Source organism: Desulfovibrio faecalis (assembly GCF_053570625.1).
Window position 1 is genome coordinate 1,589,969 of the sequence record NZ_JBRBQR010000001.1, and the last position, 23,877, is coordinate 1,613,845.

Annotated in this window: 4 protein-coding genes; all 4 read left to right on the plus strand. The window is 60.4% G+C overall.

From position 1 onward, the window contains the following. Positions 1–51 precede the first annotated feature (51 nt). The 4 genes from ACUZ79_RS07200 (at position 52) to ACUZ79_RS07215 (ending at position 23,844) form a co-directional block, all read left to right on the plus strand. Positions 52–16,824 (plus strand): amino acid adenylation domain-containing protein, encoded by a 16,773-nt coding sequence (locus ACUZ79_RS07200; protein ID WP_449251159.1) that lies wholly within the window; start codon positions 52–54, stop codon positions 16,822–16,824. Further along, positions 16,824–20,354, plus strand: coding sequence for an alpha/beta fold hydrolase (locus ACUZ79_RS07205; protein ID WP_449251160.1), 3,531 nt, complete (start codon positions 16,824–16,826; stop codon positions 20,352–20,354). Before ACUZ79_RS07200 ends, ACUZ79_RS07205 begins: the two co-directional genes overlap by 1 nt. 855 nt (positions 20,355–21,209) lie before the next feature. Then, positions 21,210–22,115 (plus strand): HDOD domain-containing protein, encoded by a 906-nt coding sequence (locus ACUZ79_RS07210; RefSeq protein WP_240824196.1) that lies wholly within the window; start codon positions 21,210–21,212, stop codon positions 22,113–22,115. Positions 22,116–22,185: 70 nt separating this feature from the next. Beyond that, complete coding sequence (locus ACUZ79_RS07215) at positions 22,186–23,844, plus strand: EAL domain-containing protein (RefSeq protein WP_449251161.1); 1,659 nt, start codon at positions 22,186–22,188, stop codon at positions 23,842–23,844. The last annotated feature ends 33 nt before the right edge of the window (positions 23,845–23,877 follow it).

Here is a 23,877-nt window from a genome sequence, read left to right on the forward strand (position 1 = left end):
TTTTGCCCACCATGTTGCACTAAGCGTATTAAAGCCGCAGCGGGGGACGGAATGGCAAAGATTGTGCCTCTAACCGGGTGTCAAAAAGAACTGTGGCTCTCTGCAAAAGCGGCGCTGTCCGACTATGCAGAAACCTCCATTCGGGGTTGTTATCACGTTGACGCCCGGCTCGATCCCGATCTGTTGCGCCAGGCCATCAAGCGTACGCTGCATTTCACGCCTCTGCCCGCCGCCTCCCTGTGCCAGGATGAAGCCGAGCCGTACTTTCTTGTGGGTGAACCGCAGGAGCCTGATTTCAGGGTTCTGGACGCCGCAGCGCAACCGGATCCCGTCGCCGCTGCCGACCGCATGATCGACGAGTTTTTTGAAGAACCGGTCGAAACCCCCCTTATGCGCTACGCCCTTGTCATCACTGGCGAGGCAAGCTGCATCGTTGCCATGAAGTGCTCGCACGTGGTGTTGGACGGGCTGGCATTCTTTTTTCACATAGCTGTCATTGCGGACGTTTACACAGCACTCGCACGCGGAGAAACGCCAGACCTTGGCGAGCCGTGCTCCTGCGAAGAAGCCTACCTTGAAGATCAGGCGCACTGCGCCTCGCCGCGTTTTCAGAAAGACATGGCCTTTTGGCAGGAACACCTCTCCCGCCTGCCAGAAAAACGCCTGCTGCGCGCCCTGCCGGGGCGGCCCGATGTGCTTGGCGAGAGCCGTCACCAGAAGTTTGTGCTGTCAGAAAAAGCCTCGCGCGAAACTTCTGCGCTCATTGCCGCCCACAAGGTCAGCCCTGCGGTGTTTTTTACGGGAGTCTACGCACTCATAGTGTCGTTCATGACTGGAGAAAAAGACATTGTGGCTCTTGCCCCCGTGGCCTACGGGGAGCGGAAGGTGTTGTACCGGCGGCAGGGGGCCATGATGTCGCTGCCGCCCCTGCTGGTGAACGTGCCCGCGCACGATACCCTTGCCGGGCTTCTGGAGGCCATCAGCGCGCAGAATGGCTCGTTTTACCGCCATGTGCGCACGCCTTATCAACTGGCTGCCCGCCAGCTTGAAGGCAAAAACTTTGCCTTTCTGGCAGATACCTTTGTCAATTTTCTGCCCCATACGCCTCCCGGCACCCCGGAATTCCCCATTGTCGAGGCGGAGCAGAGGCATAGCGCCAAGGAACCGATCCTTTTTGGCACGCTGGTTATGCAGGAACTGCGCTCGGGCTGCTTTTCGCTCACGGTGCGCAACAGTCGCAACCACCTGAGCAACAGGGATGTGGAGCGTTTTGTCGCCCGCGTTGAGAGTGTAGTGGCCCAGCTTGCCGCTGGCATTGAGCCGCCGCAGCTTGATTATCTGCTGGATGAAGAAAAGCGGGAACTCGCGCAATGGCGCAGCGGCCCTGCCAGGACGTATGATATCCGTTCCTTGCCCGAACTTTTTGACACTGCTGCGGATGCCTTTGCCGAGCGCGTTGCCGTCAAGGACGAATGGGGCAATGCCCTTTCGTACGCGCAGGTGCGGGAAAATTCCTTGCGTTGCGCCTCGTGGCTGGCTGGGCAGGGCGTTACCCGGGGCGGCATTGTGGCTGTGTCGGCGCAGCGCACGGCCAATCTGCCCGAAGTTGTGCTTGGCATCCAGCGGCTTGGCGCAAGCTATCTACCCATCGACCCCAAGGCCTCACCCGAGCGCATGGCCTATATTGTGGAAGACGCCGGAGCAGACATCACGCTTGATCTGGCCGACCTTGCCTACCGCCAATCCCCAATAACGCCCCTGCCGCAAGCGCCCCGGGTAGTGGATGGAGCCTACCTGATCTACACCTCCGGCTCCACGGGCAAGCCCAAGGGGGTGCTGGCTCCGCACGGCGGCTTTGCCAATATGATTCAGGGGCAGATCGAGCTTTTTGGCGTACAGGCAGATGACCATGTCTTGCAGTTTGCGCCGCCCATTTTTGACGCCTCGTTGTCGGAAATGTTCATGGCTCTGCTGGCAGGGGCCGCCCTGTACCCGGTGAGCGACCAGTGCCGCAACGCGCCCTGGACGCTGCGACAGTACATGATTGATAACGACATAACCGTTGTCACCCTGCCGCCCTCGTACCTCAATCTTTTTGAGGGAGAGCCCTTCCCCGGCTTGCGAGTGCTCATAACGGCGGGCGAGCCGCCGGTGGTGGGCGATGCCCTGCACTATGCCAAGGGCCTGCGTTATTTCAACGCCTACGGGCCCACGGAAACGTGCGTCTGCGCGGCCATGAAGGAAGTTTTGCCCTTTGAGCCGCAACCCATCAGCGTGGGCAACCCCATCCCCAACGTGACGCTTTCCATCCGCAATGGCGAGGGGCGCGAGATGCCCGCAGGCATGGCGGGCGAACTGTGGATAGGCGGGGCAAGCCTTGCCATCGGCTACCACAACAAGCCTGAAATGACGGAGCAGCGTTTTATCCACCTGCCGCAGGAAGGAAACACCCGCTTTTACGCGTCTGGTGATCTGGCCTTATGGTCGGACAGGGGCGAAATCCTGCTGCTGGGCCGCGCTGACGATCAGGTGAAGATTCGCGGCAACCGGGTGGAGCTGGCCGAGGTGGCCTGCCTGCTTGAAAGCTGTGAAAGCGTCAGTCAGGCGGCGGTGCTGGCCGTCAAGGATGCGGGCGGTCAGGCCAGCCTTGCGGCTTTTTTTGTGCTGCGGCCCGGCGCATCCATAGAAACGGTGGTTTCGTGGAGCAGAACAAGTCTGCCGCCCTACATGGTGCCCTCGGCCTGGCACGTGCTGGAAGCCATGCCCCTTGCCCCCACAGGCAAGATAGACCGCAAGGCTCTGCAAAATATTGCACGGCGCGGCGAAGCGCAGGGCGGCAGTGACCGTAAGCCCCATGCTGGGCTTCTGGAGATTTTTGAGCGCGTCCTTGGCCGGGCCTATGATCCCGAAAAAAGCTTTTTTGCCCAGGGCGGCAACAGCCTTAACGCCATGTCGTTGCTGCATGCCATCCGCAAAACTTTTAACGTCGATATCTCCTTCCGCAGTTTTGTCAGCTGCGAGACGCTGTTTGATGTGGAAGCCCTGCTTGGCGGCGTTCGTGCGGAGTCGGCCCTTGCGGATATTGAAAGCGCGCCGCTCAGCACCGGGCAGTTCCGCATCTGGGCCTACCAGCAGGTGAACGAAGGCTCCATCGACTACAACATGCCCCTGCTGCTTGAACTGCACGGCGACAGAACAGCGGATTTTCTGGAAGGCCTGCGCAGGGCCGCCAACGCGCAGGAGCTTTTTCACTGCACAGTGGCGGGCGATATAGACAATCCCCATTTTGCGCGGGGCAAGGGCGAGGTCTATCTGTGCAGCGTGGCCATTGCCGATGCGCGCGAAGCGGCGGTGTTTTTTGACCAGCAGATACACACGCCTTTTGACCTGCGTGTGGAGCCGCCCGTGCGCCTTGTGGCCGCTGTTTTGCCGCAGTGCGTTCAGGTGCTGGTGCTGGTGCACCATGTGGCGGGCGATGGCGAAACCCTTGAAATTCTGCTGCAAAATGCCTTGCGTTACTTGAGGGGCGAACCGCCCGTGCGCGGTCTGCTGGCTGTGCAGGAGACTTTTTGCCGCAGGCAGGCTGCCTATGCAGCATCGCCAGCCTGCGCAGATGATGCGGCCTACTGGCAGGAGGTGCTTACGCCGCCAGTGCCCACGGTGAATCAGGCGGCAGGAGCCGCCAGCCGCAAAGGCGCCATGATCGGCGTTGATCTTGATGCGGAAACCGCGCAGGGATTTGAAATCCTGGCAAAAAATTCTGGAGCGAGCGTACTGGCCTGCTTTGTGGCCTTGGCGGGGCGCGCGCTCTGCCGCCGTTTTGAAAGAAAAGAACTGCTGCTGGGTGTGCCCATGGGGCTGCGCGAAACGCAGGACGAATTCTGCGCTGCCGGGTTCTACGTCAACACCGTCCCCCTGCGTGTGCGCCTTGACGGCCTTGAAGACAGCGCCGCCGTGGCCGATGCCGCCCGGCAGATGCGCCAGGCCATTGAACACAGCCGTTATTGCGCTGCGGATATCGTACCCGAATTTTTGGCAACACATGCGCATTTTGAACCTGTGGGTGTTCCGGGGCTTGAACTGAACCGGTTGGAGCTGGAATTGCGGGCCAGCAAGCTCACAGCCAGCTTTACCCTCGTAACGGGCACGGCTTCGCGCATTGTGCTGGAGTACGACGCGGGTTGCATAGCCGATGCCCCGGCCCTGCTGGATGATCTGGCGCAGAGCATGCGCCGCGCCTGCGAAGGCCTTGCCCGCCGCAATCCCCGGCAGGTATTGGCCGATGCCTGGCGCGAGATACTGCACCCCGGCAGTTCCAGCGCAGTGCAGGAAGAAAGCGACTTTTTCCGCGATGGCGGTGATTCCATCAAGGCTATCCAGATAACGGGCATTCTGCGCCGCAGCGGCATAACCGCCCTGAGTGCGCCGGATTTTTTGCGCAAACCCCACTTTGGCGATCTCTGCACCCTGCTGGAAAGCGCCGACAGCGAGCTTTCTGCCGCGCAGGCGATGGACTACACGCCTGTTGCCCCTGGCGAGCAGGTTCCCCTGCTGCCTTTTGCCCGCTATTTCCTGGGTGCGCATCCCCTTCACTGGCAGCAGTTCTTCATGATGCTGCCCCTGGAAATCCGCGCGGATGTGCCAACGGCGACCATTGAAGCATGGCTGCAAACCCTGCCGGAAAATCATGAATCCCTGCGCATGGCCTTTGCGCCGGATCATGCCGTGCTGCTGGCTGAGCCTCAAAAAATAATCCTGCACTGCCGAGATGTTGCCGACACTGTGGAGCAGACAAGCCTGCTGCGCGAGGCGGTGGGGGAGATCACGGCGGGCCTTGATGCATCATGCGGCAAAACTCTGGGGGCCATGCTGGTCCGGCACGGCGAGAGGCGCTTCTTGCTGCTGGTGGGGCATCATCTTGCACTGGATGCGCTTTCGCTTGAAACCCTGCGGCAGGGCTTGCTCCATTACTGCCGGACAGGCAAAGCCCAGCGAGAAACGCACGGTCTTGGCCTGCGCGCTCGCGAGGTTGAGCGCTTGCGCGCTGGCGGGGTCTTCCCTTCTGCGGCGCAGCGCGCCTTGTGGCAGGCTGCCTGCGTAGAACCATGCGTACCCTTGCGCGCTCTTTTGTCCCAGAGCCGGGACAGGGCAGCCAGCCGTGCCCGTCTGGCTGCGCAGCTTGAGGGCTTCCGGCTGGAATACTGCACCGATGCCAAGGCCGATCTGCTGTCCGCTCTTGCCTGCGCCCTGCATGCTCAGGGGCAAAAGGGGGCGGTGCGCGTAACGCTTGAGAGCCACGGGCGCGATGAGCTTTTGCCGGGCTTTGACGCCAGTCGCAGCCTTGGCTGGTTTACGGCAGTCTGCCCCATGCCGCTTGAGCCTGCCCTGAACTGCCCGCAGGCCCGCGAAGCCCTCGGCCCCTGGCTGGCACAGCATTTCAGCCCGGAAAATTGCAATGCCTATGGATACTTGCGGCAGGAAAACCCGGCTGAATTTGGATATACGGCCCAGATTGCCTTTAACTATCTGGGGCGTGTGACGGGCCAGCCTGACGAAGAGGCCTCTCTGATGCTCTCGGCTCTGGCTCCGGGGCTTATCCCCGAACTTGTCCACGCCGATATGGAGGCGGATGCCCCGCTGGAGCTTTCGGTCTTCTTTGATCAGCAGGGCGTCCTGCACCTCGGGGCATGGTTCAGCCCTCACTGTCTCCCGTATGATTGGGTTTTCGGCTTGCTCCAGAGTTGGCTTGCCGCCCTGAAGACCCTGCCCGCCTATCTGCCGCAGCAGACCCTGGACGCCATTTTTGCCGCCTGCGGCTGCCATGCGGACGAAGTGGAGCGCATCGCGCAGCCGGATGCCGGACATGCGCCCTTGCTGTATCAGTCCCTGCTTGCGCAACCAGGGGTTTATACCCAGCAGGTGGAATTTTATTTTCGCGGCCCGGTGGATATTTTTGCGCTCATGCGCGCGTGGGAAGCGCTCACCGCGCGGCACGAAAGCCTGCGTTCCCTCTTCCCCATGCCCGTGGAGGGCGAATTTTACCGCGTGGTGTTGCTCAAGGGCCGCACCAGCCTTGAGTTCCACGACTTCTCCCATTTGCCGGAGGCCGAGGCCGAAGCGGAAGCGCAGGCCCTGCTGCGTGCGGAACGGCAGCGCGGCTTTGACGTACAGCGCGGCCCCCTGCTGCGGGCGCGGTTTTTCCGCCGGGGTGGCGACCGCGTGGTCATGAGCTGGTGCTTCCACCATCTGCTTATGGACGGCTGGTGCATGGGCATACTGCTACGGGAGCTTTTTGCCCTGGCCGGGGCCAAGGGCGGGCCGGAGAACAGCCGTTTGCCGGAGCCTTTCCCGCTGGAAATCTATTCCCGCTGGCGCGCGCAGTTTGATGAACGTGCGGCGCGGGCCTACTGGGCCGGATTGTTGCAGGATTTCAACGGACCGACCGGGGTTGAGCTGGTCCAACCAGTTCCCCATGCTGGCGCTTCCGGGGAATTTGACGAGCCGCAGACAGTGGAACTGGAGCTGGACGCCGCCCTGAGCGCCAGCCTGCAAGAACTGGCAAAAACGGAGGCGGTGACGCTCTCCGCCCTTGTTCAGGTTCTGTGGGCCATTGTGCTCGGCAATGCCAACAATGGCTGCCGCGATGTGGTCTTTGGCGTGGTCACTTCCGGCCGCCCGGCAGAGCTGGCGGGCATTGAGTCCGCCGTGGGGCTGTTCATCCAGACCTCGCCGCTGCGTGCGCGCTGGACAGCCAGCGACTCCCTCGGCGCGCTGTTGGCCCAGGTGAAAGAGCAGAGTCTGCAACAGATGCGCTATGGCTATGTGCCCCTGGCGGCACTGGGCAGAAATCTGCTCGACCACCTGATGGTCTTTGAAAATTATCCTGTGGATACGAGTTTTGATCACAATCGTGTTGAACTGCGCGACATGCGCGGTTTTGAAAAGCTGCCTTACGCCCTTGGCATTTCGGTTATTCCCGGCGTGAATCTGCGTTTCCGCTTTTTGTATGATCCCGAGCGGTTGCCAGAGGAGAGGGCGCTTGCCCTGCGCAACGCGCTGCATGCCGTGCTTGCGGCAACGGCTTCAGGGGCCGCGCGTACCTGCCTTGCGCTGGAAGACGCGGCGAACAACGCGTTGGCGGACGCAGAAAGGCCCGTCGGAGAGCAGGACGGAGCAGAGCCGTGCGTTGCAGAAAATGCGCCCGATAACGCTGCCGTCACAGCCGTGCAAGCCCTGGCCCCGCAGGCGCTGGATGTGGGGGATCTGGCGGAAACCGTGCGCGCGGCCTATGTCGCCGTGCTCGGTTGTCCAGTGGATTCTGTGGATGCGGATTTTTTCCAGCTTGGCGGTCACAGCCTCATAGCCATGAGTCTGCTCTCGCAGTTGAGCAAAAGCCTCTCCGTGGCAGTGGGCATAGAGGACGTGATGGGTTATCCCAGCCCGCGTGCCTTGGCCTCCCGCATCGGCAGTCTGGCAAAACCGGATGCTGTTATTCCGCGAGTGGAAGGACTTGCAGCCTACCCCCTGTCGCCAGCCCAGCAGCGTATCTGGTTTCTGCAAAAGCTGCATGAGGGCGGTCAGGTTTATGTGATTCCTTTTGCTGCGCTGCTGCGCGGCCCCGTTGATGCCGTGGCCCTGCAAAAGGCGCTGACCCTGCTTGAAGAAAGGCACGATGCCCTGCGCCTGCGCGTGGCGCTGGATACGCCGGAGCAAAGCCTTGCCCCTGCTGGCGGTCTGCGGCTTGAGTGCTATGATACGCCCCTTACCGATGCAACATATCTGGGCATGAGCCTGCCTCTGGGGCCGGAAAGGCCCTTGGTGCGCGTGGCCCTGTTCCGGCAGGAGGACGGCAGCCATGCATTGTTGTTCTGCTTCCATCACATCATATTTGACGGCTGGTCGGCGGAAGTTATCACCCGCGAACTCAACGAAGCCTACGGCGCCGCGCTGCAAGACAGCCTGCCGCAGTGGCCGCCCCTGGAACTGGATTTTGCAAGCTACGCCCTGTGGGAATCGCAGCGGGAGGCGGAAGGACTTGAGCAGATATGCAGCGACCTCGCGCCCCTGCCGGAACGGCTGCGCCTGCCGCTGGATTATCCCCGCCCGGCAGTGCAGCGTTTTGAAGGGGCCGTGCAGAGCTTTGATCTTGGGCTTGAGCGCAGCCACGGCCTCAAGGACTGGGCCTTGCGGGCCGGGGTAACGGTATTCCCCGTGCTGCTCGCGTTGGTGGATGCCTTTTTGCTCCGCCATACCGGGCAGGACGATATTATTGTGGGTTGCCCTGCGGCAAACAGGGAGCATGAGCAGGTTCAGGGGGTTGTGGGCCTTTTTGTCAACACGCTCGCAGTGCGGGCGCGCATGAACGCGCAGGGCGGCTTTGCCGAGCTGGCGGGCACGGTGGATGCCGCGTTCAGAAAATCATTGTCCGCGCAAAACTGCCCCTTTGAAAAAGTTATCGAAGCCGTGGGGGTGGAGAGAAATGCCGCGCGCAATCCCGTGTTTGACGTATTTGCCGCGCTGGAAGACGCAAGCTGGAACAATTTTGGCCGCCCCCCCCTGTGCATGGAGCCTCTGCCTCTGCCGCACCTGTGCAGCAAGTTTGACCTGAGTTTTTACTTCAAGGAGCGGTCGGACGGCGGCTATACGGTGGATGTGGAATACTGCACCGAGCTTTTCAGCCCGCAGACAGTCCGCCGCATGACCGAGCGCCTGCTGACCCTTGCGGACGCCGTGCTGGCTGATGATGCAAAACCCTTGGCCGAACTGGATATTCTGCCAGCGCGGGAGCGCGCAGAACTTGCCAGCTTTAATGATACGGCGGAACCGCTGGATGTTGCCGCCGACATGGACAGCCGTTTTCGCGCTCAGGCTGCCCGCACTCCCCATGCCATGGCAGTGATGGACGCCGCAGGCACGGCTGTTTCCTATCGGCAGTTCAGCGTACAGGTGGATGCCGTGTGCGCATGGCTGCAAGGGCAGGGCGTGGCGCGCGGTCAGTATGTGTGCGTGTGCTTTGAGCGCTCGCCCGCAATGCTGGCCTGCATTTTTGCCGTTTTGCGGCTTGGGGCAGTCTATGTGCCGCTTGCCGCCACATTGCCTGATGAACGCATGCGGTCCGTGTTTGAAGACCTCGGACAGTGCGTGGTGCTGTGCGAAGCGCGCTTTGCGGAGGCCTTCCGCAAAAATTTGCAGGACGGGCACAATGGGCAGTGCGGCCAGCGCGTGCTCTCGCCTGATTTTGAGGCGCTGGTCGCTGGGGCGCAGGTGCCGGGCGCTGTTCCTCATTATGAAGCGGAACCCTTGCCGCCGGATTCCCCGGCCTACGTGATCTTTACTTCCGGTTCCACCGGGCGGCCCAAGGGCGTGCCTATCGAACACGCCAGCGTTGCCAACCGTCTGTTATGGATGCAGTCGCGCTTTCCCATCGGGCAGGGCGACGTGGTGCTGCAAAAAACCACCATCACCTTTGACGTGTCGGTGTGGGAGTTGTTCTGGTGGTCGTGGCAGGGCGCGGGCATTGCCCTGCTGGAACCGAATGCGGAGAAAAATCCCGCCCTCATCGTGCAGGCCATAGAGGCCCGCCGGGTCACGGTGCTGCATTTTGTGCCGTCCATGCTGCGGGCCTTTCTGGATCATCTGGAGGGGCACCCCGGCGATGTGCGCAGGCTGCGGTCATTACGCTACGTGTTCACCAGCGGCGAGGCCTTGCCCCGCGAGCTTGTGGCGCGGTGGAGCGCCCTGACGCATGCGGATCAGTTGCAGGTGGAACTGCACAATCTCTACGGCCCCACCGAGGCGACCGTGGACGTGTCGTGGCAGCCCTGCCTGAACACGCCGCCCCATGCGGTACCCATTGGCCGTCCGGTCAGCAATACCCGGCTGTACGTGCTGGATGCCTGCAAGAACCCTGTGCCGCTGGGCGTAACGGGCGAGATTTATATCTCGGGCATACAGGTTGCCAGAGGTTATCTGAACAGGCCCGACCTCACGGCCCAGCGGTTTATGGATGATCCTTTTGCTCCCGGCAGCCGCATGTACCGCACGGGCGATCTGGGGCGCTGGCTGGCTGATGGCTGCATTGAATACCTCGGGCGCAACGATGATCAGGTGAAAATTCGCGGCTTCCGCATTGAGCTTGGCGAGGTCGAGGCGGCGCTTGGGCGTTGCCGGGGCGTGTCGCAGGCAGTAGTGCGGATGGGCCGCATTGGCGAATACGCGGCGCTTGAGGCCTTTTTGCTGCCGCAGGGCGGCGCGCGGCTTGATCTGGCGGGCATCCGCGCGGAGCTTGCGGCCCTGCTGCCCAACTACATGTGCCCGTCCCGCTTTTTTGTGGTGCAAGACATCCCGCTGAGTCCCTCGGGCAAGGCCGACCGCAAGCGCCTGCAGGGCCAGCCCCTGCTGGCGGGTGGAGAAAGGAGCGCCGTCCCTGAGCATGCCCCGGATGCATTGCCGTCTGGCCCTCAGTCTGGTCTGGAATCCGGTATCTCTCCCGCACTGATTGAAGCCGTGCGCGAAGTGTGGCGGCAGGTCATGCCAGAGGTGCAGGCCGAGCCTGATCTGGGATTTTTTGACGCGGGGGGCAATTCGCTCCTGCTGGTGCGGCTGCACACCCTGCTGGACAAGCAGTGGCCGGGAATATTCACGCTGGCGGGGCTTTTTTCAGAAAGCACCATCCGCGCCCAGGCCGCCTTTATAGCGCGTGTGCAGCAGGTTGGCAGTACGGTTGCAACCCGCCATGCAACCACAGCGCCCATAGCCATTATTGGTATGGCCGTGCGCCTTGGCGATTATGCCGATGTGCAGAGCTTCTGGCGCGATCTTGCCAGAGGCGCGGACAAGAATATTCCCATGCCCGAAAAAAGGCGCGGCGAAACGCGGCAGATTTTTGATGCCGTGGGCCTTGCCTTTGACGATGCCCGCCTGCGTGAGGCGGCCTATCTTTCGGACATTTCCTCCTTTGATTACCGGCGGTTCGGGCTTTCGCCCAACGATGCCAGCCTGCTTGACCCGGCCCAGCGCGTTTTTCTTGAAACAGCCCTGCGTGCCCTGGACGATGCGGGCTACGGCGGCAACGCCCTGGAAAACGCCGATGTGGGCGTTTTTGTGGGCGCAAGCCCGGTGCGCCTGTTCCAGACTGCCGTGACGCGGGCCTTTCCCGATCTGGCGGAGCAGACCTACCTGCTCAATGTGCCTTCCAACGTGCTGGCCCGTCTGAGCTACATGAAAAACTGGCACGGCCCTGCAGCCAGCATTGATACGGCCTGTTCGTCAGTGCTGGCGGCCCTGCATCAGGCCTGCCGCAGCCTGCATGAGGGCGAGTGCGCCGTGGCCCTTGTGGGCGGCGCGCATGTTATTGATCTGCCTGTAAAGGCCGATGCGCCCTTTGCCATCGAGTCTGCCTCTGGGCGCACCAGAACCTTTGACGCCGGGGCCGAAGGCGTTGGTGCGGGCGAAGGGGCGGCGGTATTTCTGCTCAAGCCGCTGGACGCCGCACTGCGCGATCACGATGCCATACATGCAGTGATCCCCGGCAGCGCCGTCAATCAGGACGGCAAGTCCTCCAGTATGGCCGCGCCCAATCCCGAGGCGCAGGCCGAGGTCATTGACCGAGCTGCACGGAACGCGGGCGTCTCACTGGCGGACATCCAGTTTTTTGAGGCCCACGGCACGGCTACTGTTCTGGGCGACCCGGTGGAAATTGAGGGCCTGCGCAGGGCCTTTGCCCGGCAGGGCGCGCGGCGGGAGCACAAGGCGCTTATCGGTTCGGTCAAGGGTAATCTGGGGCATCTGGATGCCGCCGCTGGTGCTGCTGGCCTTGCCAAGGCCGTGCTCTGCCTTGAAAACGGCCTTGTGCCGCCGCAGCCGCATTTTGAGCGGCCCAATCCCCATATTGATTTTGAGGCCGCGCCCGTGCGCGTGGCGCAGATGCTTGAGCCGCTGCCCCCGCAGGAACGGCCCTGGCGTTGCGGCGTCAGTTCCTTCAGCCTCAGCGGCGTAAATACGCATGTGATTGTGGCGGAGCATCAGGCGCAGCCTTTGCCGCAGGACGACGGGCACTGGCAGTGCGTTGTGTTTTCCGCCCCGGACGAAACCTCGTTGCAGGACTACGCCAGGGCGGTCGCGGCGGCTGTGGCGCGCAACGAGGGCTGGCCCCTGCATGCCATTGCCGCCACCCTCATGACAGGGCGGGATGCCCTGCCTGTGCGCGCGGCCCTTGTGGCGCGTTCCCGGCAGGAACTGCTTGAACAGCTGGACGCAGGGGTCACGGGTGTTGCCGTGCCCAGCGCGGGCCGCCAGGATAGCCGGAGCGGCATGGAAGACGCCCTTCCCGGCGCATTCTTAGCCTCGCTGGAAGCGGCGCAGGCAGCCGCCAGCGCTTATCTTGCCGGGGCAAGCCTCGCGTGGCCCGCAGAAAGGCCCGTCTACAGGGTGCATCTGCCCGCAACTCCTCTCGTCGCCGCTACATCGTGGCCGCGTTTTGCAGCGCATTTTCTTTCCGAGCCTGTTATGACGCCTGCCGGAAAGGCCTTTGCCCTTGCCGTGGACAGGCCGGATTTCTGGCCTGCGGCGGAGCACAGGCTTGAAGGCGTCCCCTTGCTGGTGGGCATGAGCCTGCTGGATTGTCTGGGATGGATTGGCGGAGCCGCTCCCCTGAGCCTGCACGGCCTGCGCTGGCGCAAGCCCGTAACCTGTGGCCCTGGATGCCGTGCGGTGCTGCTGGCGCAGGAGCAGGGCAATGCCCTTGCCGTGGAATTGCACCACTTTGAACCTGCCACCCGCAATTCTGGTGAGGCTTCCACGAAAGGACAGACCACCGGCACATGGAGCGTGGCCGCCAGCGGTCTGGTGCGCGGCGGAATTGCCCGCCCTGCGGCATTGAACCTGTCAACATTGCGCGAAAGCCTGCACGAAATAGCGCAGCAAGATACGCCGGAAGATTCGCCGCTCATGGTCAGCGGGCGGTGGCAGTGCCGCAAGGCGCTCTGGGCGGCGCAGGACGGCAATACCCTGCTGGCAGAGTTGAGCCTGCCCGAGACCTATCGGGCGGATTTCAATACCTTCCGCTGGCATCCAGCCATGATGGACATTGCCGCAATCCTTGCCCTGCGCGGCGCTTACGGCTTTGTGCCCGCTGGTTGCCGCATGGTGCGGCTCCACAGCCCCCTGACCGCGCAGGCCTTTGCGCTGGTGCGTGTCACCGACCGTCAGCAGGGCATGATCGTGGCCGACTGCACGGTGACGGACGCCATGGGGCAGATTGTTGCGGAGCTTGAAGGAATGACCTTTATGGCCCTGCGCAAGGGCCAAACCGCTGGCATATCCGGCCCGGATACGCCGCAGATGCATCCTTTGCATGGTGATCTGCCGCAGCCGGAACTGTACGCCATTGGCTGGAAACAGGCCGATCTGGAAGGCTCTGTTGCCGGGCCGCAAAGCATGATCTTGCTTGGCGGTCAGGGGAGCTTTTTGGGTGAAGCCTTGGCGCCGCTTGCGCACGCGCACCGTCCCTTGCCTTTGCAGGCGGATGAAGCCCGCGCTCTGGCGCGTGAAATCCTTGCTGGCCCCACAGACCATCTGCTCTGGCTGCCCAGCTTGAAGTCTGGCGCGCAAAACGGCACGTGGCCGCTTTGCGCCCTGTTGCAAGAGGTTTGCAGTGGTGGTCTGCGCCGACCCTTGCGCGTCACCGTTGTGGGCAGCGGGGCCTTTGTGCCGGATACCCCCGCCCATGAACCGCATCAGGAATGTTTGCCGCAGGGCGCATTGTATATGGGGCCGCTGCTCTGCCTGCCGTGGGAAGAACCCAGGATTTCCTGCGCCTATGTGGAGCTTGAGGAGCAGAACGCAGCTTCCGTAGCGGCCCTTGCGACCAGCCTCGGGCTGGTTGACGGGCCGTATGTGGCGGCTTGCAACGGCACTGTGCGTGTGCGTAAGCTGGTCAAGCTGCCGCCTGCGCCTGCCTCTGCTGCCATGCCTGCCATCACAAAGGACGGTTGCGTGGTGATTACCGGCGGCCTCGGGGGCATGGGCCAGACTCTGGCGCGTCAGATTCATGAACGCCACGGCGCGCACGTGGTTTTGCTGCACAGAAGCAGCCAGTTGCCGCCCCATGCGCTGGAGGGCGTGCCCTTTGCCGCCTTCCGCTGCGATGTCACGGATGCCGCGCAGGTTGAAGAGGTTTTTGCAAAAATCCGGAGCGAGGTCGGCCCGGTGCAGGGTGTCATTCATACGGCTGGCGTGGCTGGCAGGGGCTACCTGCTGACCAGTGAGAGGCAGGGATACGAATCCGTGCTGGCCCCCAAGGTGGCTGGCGCCTGGAACCTGCACAAGGCAACCCTTGGTGATGATCTGGCCTTTTTTGTGCTGGCTTCATCGCGCACGGCCCTTGTGGGCGCGCCGGGGCAGAGCGACTACACAGCCGCCAATGCCTTTTTGAACGCCTTTGCCCGGTATCGCCGCCGCCTTGGGCTGCCCGCGCTTTCCATCAACTGGAACACATGGTCGGGTGTGGGCATGGCTGTTCGCGAGGGGCTTGGCAACGGGCCGGAGGCCGCGACCATGCTTGCGCCTCAGCAGGCCCTTGCCGTGCTTGAGGCTGCGCTCGCCAGCGGCGAGGAGCTTGTGGCTGTGGGCATGACGGGCGAAAACGCAGAGGATTTCGCCCTTAACGGCCTGCCCGGCAGCGCCTCAATCAGCAGCAGTGCGGCGAAGGGCAATGCCACGCAGGCGCAACCCGGCGTTAATGCCGACAGTCTTGATGGGGCGGCCCTGCTTGAGATTATCCGCGATTGCCTTGGATATGACAGACCGCTGACCAGAGAGGACGACTTTTTTGATCTGGGTGGCGATTCCATTGCCGCAACGCGTATTGTGAACCGGCTGGACAAGGAGGCGGGGCTTGCCCTCGCTGTGGCGGATCTGCTGGAAAGCGACACCCTCGGCGATATCGTTGACTGCGCCCTTGCCTCGCGCAAGCCAGCGCAGCCGCTGCAAAAGAACGAGGAAACAACACCAGTTCTGGATAAGTACCCCGTGGGCAACGAGCAGCTTGCCATCCTGTATGCCGACATGGTCAGCGAGGGCGATCTGGGTTTCAACCTGCCAGCATTCCTTGTGATGCCGCCAGATGCAGATGCGGCGCGGCTTGAAAAGGCCCTTGCCCAGATTGTGGAGCGGCATGAGGCGCTGCGCACCAGCTTCTGCGACTTTGAGGCCGAGCGTCCGGCCATGATTATTCATCCGTTTACGGGATTTACCCTTGAAGAAAGGCGTATCCCCGATCTTGCGCACAAGGATGACATTATCCGGCCCTTTAACCTGCGCAACGAAACGGGCTTTCGCGCCTGCCTGCTTGTGACCGATGCGGGTGAAAAGGTGTTGTTCATTGATCTGCACCACGCCCTTGGGGATGGCAGAACCATGTCGCTGCTCAATGTGGAGCTGTACCGCCTGTATCACGGGCTGGAGCTTGCGCCTGTGACCGCGCAGATGAAGGATATCGCCTGGCGGCAGGTCATGCATCCCGATCCCGAAGCAGCAGCATACTGGCAGAATATTTACAAGGGCGAATTGCCTCGGCTGGACCTGCCCGCATCGCATCCCCGGCCCCGGGTGCACACGGGCAGAGGCGGCACGTATGAATTCGACCTCGCGCCGGAACTTGTGCAGGCCATCAAGGGTTTGGCCCGCAGGGAAGGACTGACTAACTATCAGGTTTCGCTCTGCGCCTGGAGCCTGCTGGCGCAGGCCTACACCGGCTCGCAGGATATTGTGGTCGCTGTTTCAATGGACGCGCGGGGCGAACATCTCAACACCGCAGGCATGCTGGCATCAGTGCTGCCGTTGCGGTTCAGCGTGGACCCCGACCAGCCGCTTTCCGCCCTGCTGCGCGCCACGCGGCAGGTCAGCAACGAGGGCATGCGCCACCGCGCCTACATCCTGAACAGCCTGCTGGCCGACCTCAGGCAGACTGCATGGCCGGACAGATCGCCCCTGTCGGAGATCATCCTCTCGTACATGAACTTTGAATTTGCCGCCGAAGGGCAGGGCCTGTTTGAATCCCTGCGGTTCAGCAAATTCTCCAGCAAGACGGATCTTTCCATCTTTGTGAGCGATATTGGCGAGAGCATAAGCATTGCCCTTGAATACTACGCAGACCTGTTCAGCGAGGCCGATGTGCTGCGCATGGCCCGCGATTATGTGCATATGCTTGAACTTATGACCTCCGCGCCTGCGGGTGCGCCGCTGCACTTTACACCTACTGACCTGCCGTGCGCCGCTGGCGGTGCGGTCAGCCTTGAAACGTGCGAGGCCTTGGCCCCGACAGCCGTGCGGCAGGGCATTGAGGCCGTGGCGGCGGGCAAGGGCGCATCTGCCGAGGCTGTGTTGCTGGCGGTGTTTGCCGTGCTGCTGGGCAAGGTGACCCAGCAGGAGCAATTAGTGGTGGAAGTGCCGCCAGAGCGCGCCATCAGGTTCCGCATTGACGACAATATGGAGTTTGAAGAATTGCTGGCCTTCACGCAAAAGGGGCTGACGGATAAGGCCGGTATGGGTGATGTTGACCACGGGGTCTCTGGCCTTGCTGATGATGACATGCCCCTCATGCAAAGTGCCCTGCGTTTGGGTTTTGCATTTGCGCGGGGGGGCGTCTCTATCCCTGATGCGCAAGGGAGGGGGTATGGTCTTTTCTGCTCGGTCCAAGAACAGAAGGAAGGTCTGGCCCTGCATTTTGCGTATGATCCGCAGCAGCTTGGCGCGGAAACCGCTCAGGACTGGCTGACTTATTACGGGAATTTTCTTGAAGGCATAATTGAAGGGGCGGCATGATGAAGTTATCGGATTTTTCCTTTGCCACTCCAGAAAAAAAATCTGCAAGGCCAGAGTCTGCCAGTATTTCCTGCTCTGGCCCGCATACTGCGAGCGCCACGCAGGCAGGGGGGGAGTTTGCCAGCCTTGAGCATCTGTTCCGCAGCATTGCTGACGCAAGGCCAGAAGCCGAAGCTCTGACCGGGGGCGGCCCTGGGCTGACCTTCAGGGAGCTGGACGTTCTTTCGGAGCGCATTGCCCGTTTCATCCTTGCGCAGGGTTATGGGCACGAGGCTGTGGTGGGCGTACTGTGCGCGCGCGGCGCGGTGTATCTGGCTGCGGCTCTTGGCGTCATGCGGGCCGGCGCGGTGTACCTGCCCGTGGAGCGCGAGCAGCCGCAAGGCCGCAAAGAGGCCATGCTGCGGCCTGCAAGCCTGATTATTGCCGACAGCGCCTGCCTGCGCGAGGCCGAGTATTTTCACTACAGAAATCCCGGCATCCGGCACGTACTCTGCCTTGATGCGCAGGAGTATGACGATGCCGCCGAAAAAGGCACAGGCCTTGTGAGCACGGAATACTGGGAGCAGGTGGCTCAGACTGGCAGCGACATGGGCTGGAAGAGTGACTTTGACACCGCCCCCTGCCCGCAAAGCGAACTCGCGGCCATGGCCGCTGCCGTACTTGAAAAATGCGGGCTGGCTCACAAAGCAGAGGCTCCCAGCGCGGAAGATTCCCGCGCAGGCTGCAAAGTGCTGGATGTGGGCAGCGGGTCTGGTTGCGTGGCGCAAGCGCTTGCCAAGGCCGTGCAGGAATATGCGGCTGTGGATCTGGCCCGCAATGAACTCAGCCGCCTTGCCAGTTTTGACGCTGCCGCCAGGGTGACGCCGTATCGTATGGAAGCGGCGGACATTCATTTTCTTGAAGGTCAGGCCTTTGACGTGGTGGTCATGAACGGTGTGGTGGAAAATTTCCCCGGCTACAACTATCTGCGCAGGGTGCTGCATCACGCCGTGGAGATGCTCACGCCTGACGGCCTCGTTTTTGTGGGGGCGGTGCGCGATCTGGATTGCCGGGACGACCTGCGGGCCGCCTTGCAGGCCCATGCCCTTGCCACTGGCGATCAATCCGGCTTGCTGCGGCTTGATGCCTCTGCCGAGCTGTTTGTTCCCCGCAAGTTTTTTACGGAGTGGGCGGCGCGCTGCCCTGTGCCGGTGCAAGTGACGTTCTCGCCTTGTGTGCTGGGGAAAGACCGTGAGCAAAGCCGTGCAGATGGCGGCGAGCAGCACGGGGCGCAGGCCTTCCGCTATGATGTGGTCATCCGTCCAGGCGGTAGCCGCCCCCAGGTTACGCTTTCGCGTTTTGGCGCGCAGTATCTGCCGCCTGCGGGCGGGCAAGCCCTGCCCCCATGCGAGCCATCTCAGGCGGCCTACATCGTGTATACCAGCGGTTCAACAGGCACTCCCAAGGGGGTGGTGGTTGAGCACTGCAACCTCATGCACATTTTGCGCGCCTTGCGGCCCTATGCGGCGGGCTGCGAAAGGGTGGGGCTGGTTGCGCCCCTGTCGTTTGACGCCTCGGTGCAGCAGTTGGCTGTGTCTGTCTTCAGCGGCAAAAGCCTGCACGTGCTGTCAGACGAAGAACGCAAGAACCCCTCGCTTTTTTGCGCCTGCGCGCGTGAGCGCGGGCTTGACCTGTGCGACATGACACCCGCGTTTTTCAACGTGCTTACAGACTGGCTTGCCGAGCAACGCCAGCCTTTGCCGCTCAAGGCCCTGCTGCTGGCGGGCGAGGTGCTGCGGCCCGATGTGATCCGCAAATTTTACGCCATCCCCGGCAACGAGGGCGTGGTGCTGTTCAATGTGTACGGCCCCACGGAATGCACGGTGGACAGCAGCGCCTTTCGCATAGATATGGGCAACCATCAGGATTTTACCGCCTATCCCATAGGCAGGCCGCTTGAGGGCGTACGCATCTGCGCTATGGACAAAAATTGTCAGGAGTTGCCCGATTCCGTTACTGGTGAACTGTGGATTTTTGGCGATGGCGTGTCGCGCGGCTACCTGAATAACGCCAGCCCCGGTGCGTTTGTGGAAAAAGACGGCCAGCCCTGCTATCGCACGGGGGACAACGGCTATGTGCAGAACGGCCTTGTTTTTTACCGTGGGCGTGAAGACCAGCAGGTGAAGATACGTGGCAACCGGGTGGAGCTTGGCGAGGTGGAAAAAGCCGTGGCGGGCTTTCCGGGCGTGCGGCAGGTGGCGGTGGTGGCGGATACCTTCCGCGCCGGGGAGGAAAAAAACCTCGCCGTCTACGTGGTGGGCCATGTGGATATGGGCGTGCTGCGGGGGTATCTTGAACAACATTTGCCGCCGTACTGCGTGCCCGCCTATTTTGTCCCCATGATGGAACTGCCGCTTTCGCTCAATCGCAAGATAGACAAAAAGGCTTTGCCGTCACCCCTGGGAGGAGTGGAAATTCAGCGCGGGCGCATGCCTGCCGGGCCGTTAGAAGAAAAACTGGCCGGGATATGGAAGCGCCTGCTGGGATTTGAAATCACCGATGCCGATGCTGGCTTTTTCAGTTTGGGCGGTCACAGCATTCTTTCCATCAGGCTTATTGCCATGATTGAAAAGGAAATGGGCGTGCATGTGGCTGTGAATGAGCTGGTCACGCATTCAAGTATTGCGCAGTTAGCGGCCCTGCTGGCCGGAAAGACCGAAAAGCGTGAAAGCCCTGTTATCCAGTTGCAACACTGCGAGGGCGGCAAGAATCTTGTGCTGTTTCATCCTGTTGGAGGCAGTGTGTTCTGCTACAGCGACCTTGCGCGCCTGCTTGGCAGCAAATATTCGGTCTACGCTGTAGAGGCGGCTGGCTTCAGCCAGAGGCGCACGTCGCTTACCACAGAGCTGCATACGGTTGAAAGTCTGGCGGAGTATTATCTGGACGAAATACTCAAGGTCGAGAGCCGCGATATCATCTGGGGCGGCTGGAGTTTTGGCGGTCTGCTGGCCTATGAATGCTCCCGGCGGTATGCGGCGCTGGGCAACCGCAGCGAGCCTGTCATTATTCTTGATACCGTGGCCGACAATACCCGCGCAAAACAGATGGCGGCCAAGGATGATATTGAACTGCTGCAGCTTATTTTGCAGGACGGCATGGCCTTTGACCCCGTAAAGCTGCGCGCCATGCCGCGCGAGCAGCAACTGGGCTACCTTGTGGAATGCGGGGAGAAAAGCGGATTGCTGCCTGCCGGGTTCAGCGCCGTGCAGATGGACAACCTGCTGCTGACCTATCGCGGCAACACCCTGGCCGCTGCGCGTTATGAGCGGCCAAGCCCCTCCGACTGCAAGCTGCTGCTGGTACGCGCGCTGGATTTTGCAAGCAACCCGCAGATAATAATGAATGATGACTACCAGGGCTGGGGCCGCTTTTTGAAAAAGGAAAAAATCACGTTGCGCTGGACGCAAGGCACCCACGAATCCATGCTTTCTGCTGGCCTCGCCGCAAACGTGGCACAGCTCATTCTGGAGTATCTTGAAGGCGAAGGGTAGTCGAAAATATTGCCTATAAAAAGTCTAGATATGCTCTTGGAGTATTTCTTAATAATGTTGTAAAACTATTGTCGGTAAAAAATGAGAGCTATTTCTATTTAGAGAGGGTGTGATGCCTGTCTTGCAAACTACTTTTGCACGGAATTTGCCCTCAGAATTATCTTTTCAGGTTCGGTGAAATTTTTTTTCATTTTCCCCTAAAGTTTTTGCTTGAATTTTATGTTCCGGAATGAAACAGTCGTCCTTACGCTCGCAAGGCTGTTTTTTTTCGGTATTTTTTTGTTTTGCCACCCACAGGTGTGGATGGTGTGTGGCAGACAGCCAACGTTGCCCCTTGAGCACCAAATGCCTGTTGAGGCAACCGTCTGTCAGGCCAGCAGAAATATACCGATGCATTTTGCGCGCATCTGTTTTTGTAAGTGCATATTGGGGGCTTGCCTTGCTGGTACACGCGCAGCGTTGAAGTAATGTCTGTATATGTTCGCGCGTAATTATAATTGTTTATTCTTGCACGGCAGTGTTCATGTAATCGTTTTATATACGTTGTGGGGCTTGTATGTTATTTTACATCGAGGCTCCTATTTTTGTTCAGTTCTTTTGTCCAGGTGCTGCGGAACAAGGCACTGAGGGGTGTGGTCTCGTGTTGATGCCTTCTTGTTGCCAATAAATAAATATCTGCTTTTATATCAAACGTCGCCAGTTTTACGGTTCATTTGGTATTAGTTATCAAGAATTACGCACTATTGTCTTTGATCTGGGTTTTCGTATAAGACAGGCTTTGGGTTCAGGCATCTGCCTGGGCAAGTTGTGTTACCGTGTGCAGGGGCAGTGCAAACCCTAGCTCAGGATTTTGCCATGCAATCTCAAAAAGAGTCCAGGCTGTTTTTGCAAAAGCTTTTGCAAAATCCGCCCGCGCTGCCGTTTGAACCCAAACTGCTTCCCCTGCTGTTTGCGGTTACCCAGGAAGGCTCCAATGCCTCGGTGCGATCGGTCGTTGCACTGATTGAAAAAAGCCCACGGCTCGCAACACGTGTGCTCACAGTGGCCAATTCGGCTGCATATGGGCTTGAATTCAAGGTTTCTACCCTGCAAAGAGCCATCAGCATCATGGGCCTGCGCGAAGTGCGTCTGCTTGTGCTTATGGTCGGCATGTCGTCGTTTATACGGGAGGCCCAGCTCCCCAAGGCGTTTGATACGGGCGCATTCTGGAGCCACCTGCTTTCTGTGGCAACCATTGCCAGAACTCTGGCGGATGTTCTTGGTGGAGATACCGGCGTATGCGGAACCTCTGCCTGCGCTGGCGAGCGCCTGGTCATGGTGCCGGACGAGGCATACATAGCTGGATTGCTCCATGATGTGGGCAAGATTTTTTTTGCTGCTGCTCGGCCAGACCTCTGGGAAAGGACGGCAGAAATGGAACAGACCGAAAATTGCGGCAGTTCCGAGGCTGAAACCGCGCAGCTTGGCATGGATCACGGGCTCATTGGTGCGGCAGTGATGCACCAGTGGAAGCTGCCTCTGGTGCTTACCGAACCCATAAACCTGCACCATTCACCCGAACTTGCCACAACCTATAAAATGGAGGCGCGCCTGCTTGCTGCGGCCAACGCCCTGGCCCATTGCAGCCATGATGCGCCCATGCTGAGGAGCAAGGCGGGCGAACACCTGCCCGATGGGTGTGATCTTGATGCCGTGAGCGCTGCGGTGCTTGAAAGTATGGTCAGAATACAGGAAGCCGGTTTTGCTGAGCTTGATGCATAGCCCGTGCGTGGGCCTGATGCCGCATTTGCTTTTTTCAACTTTTCTTGAGGCTCACACTTGAGGCGCGCACATGGATATTGAAACCGGCCTTGATAATCTGCTGCGCGGGCAATTTGACGCTGCGCTGGCCGAATTTGAAGGCTGCGGGCAGCAGCCCACAGCAGAGAAACTGTGCGAGCTCACGCGGGCCTGCGCTGATCTTTCTGCCTATGCGGCGGCACTGGCAGAGGGGGATCTGTCTGTGCGCCCGCCCAAATCCTGCCGTCACTTTTCCACGCACCTTGAAAGCCTGCACGCCAAGCTCAAACGTCTGGCCCGGCAACTGCTCATATTCAGCGCAGGCTACCCCATGCCTGCGGTTGACGATATGGGCGACCTCTCTGACGGGCTGACCTTTCTTATCAATCAGGCGCAGACCTGCAAAAAGCAGGTCGAGCACGACCAGAATCACGATGTTGAAACCGGCCTCATGAACCGCCGGGCCTTTGTGCGCGGCGTGCGCGAAGCCTTGCAGATGCAGCCCGGCAAATTTGGCGTACTGCTTTCGTGCGGTCTGGATAATCTCAAGTACGTAAATGAGTCGCATGGGTACGATGGGGGCGATCTGTACATAAGCAAGGTGGTTGAAGCCTTGCAGATGTGCGAAAATGACGCAGTGCTTCTGGCCCGCACGGCAGGCAGCGAATTTGCAGTGTTTGCCCACGGTTTTGATAATGAAGAAAGCGCCTTGCGCTTTGCGCAGGATAACCGCAAAACCCTGCTGAACACCACCATTGAACTGCCCAATGAGGTTGTGCGCATACGCGCTTCGCTCGGGGTGGCCGTGTATCCCAGCGACGCCATGACCGGCGATGTGCTCATGAATTATGCCAGCCACGCCATGTTTGAAGTGCAGAACTTCAATCGCGGTACGCTCATGCGGTTCAATCCTGAAGTTTACCGGGCCAAGGCCAATATCTTGAGCCGTCAGGAACGTCTGGACGAATTGCTTGAAGGCCAGTTGATCCGCTTTGCCTTTCAGCCCATTGTGAGCCTGAAAGATGGCTCCATCTACGGCTATGAGGCGCTCATGCGCTCCACAACCCCGCATTTTGCCTCGCCTCTTGATGTGCTGCAGCTGGCAGAGGCGCAGTCAAAACTGCCTCAGCTGGAGCATATGACCTTCAGGATGATTTTTGACTGGATGGGCAAGAACCTCCCTACGCTCGGCGCCAGAAAGATATTTTTCAACGCCATTTCCGCGCAGTATCTGGATGCTCGGGAGCTGCGCAATCTGCACCCGCGCTATGAAGACATAAGCCGCAACATGGTGTTTGAAATCATAGAAACCGCCAGCAGCGAGGAAGGCCTTGCCCAAAAGGTGCGCGAACTGCGCGCGGAGCTGGCGGCCTTTATCGCCATTGACGATTTTGGCTGCGCCCACTCAAATGCGCTGCGGCTTTTGAATATTTCGCCCGAGATTCTCAAGATCGACAGCTTTTTTATCCGCGCCATCCACAAGGCGCCCGCATCCAAGAGGGAATTTCTTTCAAATATTCTTGTATATTGCCGCTCAAAGGGCATTCTCACCGTGGCGGAGGGTGTGGAAACCCACGAGGAACTTGCCAGCGTTGTTGCCCTGGGTTTTGATCTGGCGCAGGGCTTTTATCTGGCAAGGCCGGAATTCGTCCTGCAAGAGCTTGCACCAAGCCAGATTGAAGAGATCACCGCGCTCAAGTGCGCAGTCTGACTCAGTTTTTTCTTCCCCTTCCTTTTCTCTTCT

Coding starts and splice junctions, on each gene's coding strand:
- ACUZ79_RS07200 (WP_449251159.1), top strand. CDS start 52: ATGGCAAAGATTGTGCCTCTAACCGGGTGTCAAAAAGAACTGTGGCTC.
- ACUZ79_RS07205 (WP_449251160.1), top strand. CDS start 16,824: ATGAAGTTATCGGATTTTTCCTTTGCCACTCCAGAAAAAAAATCTGCA.
- ACUZ79_RS07210 (WP_240824196.1), top strand. CDS start 21,210: ATGCAATCTCAAAAAGAGTCCAGGCTGTTTTTGCAAAAGCTTTTGCAA.
- ACUZ79_RS07215 (WP_449251161.1), top strand. CDS start 22,186: ATGGATATTGAAACCGGCCTTGATAATCTGCTGCGCGGGCAATTTGAC.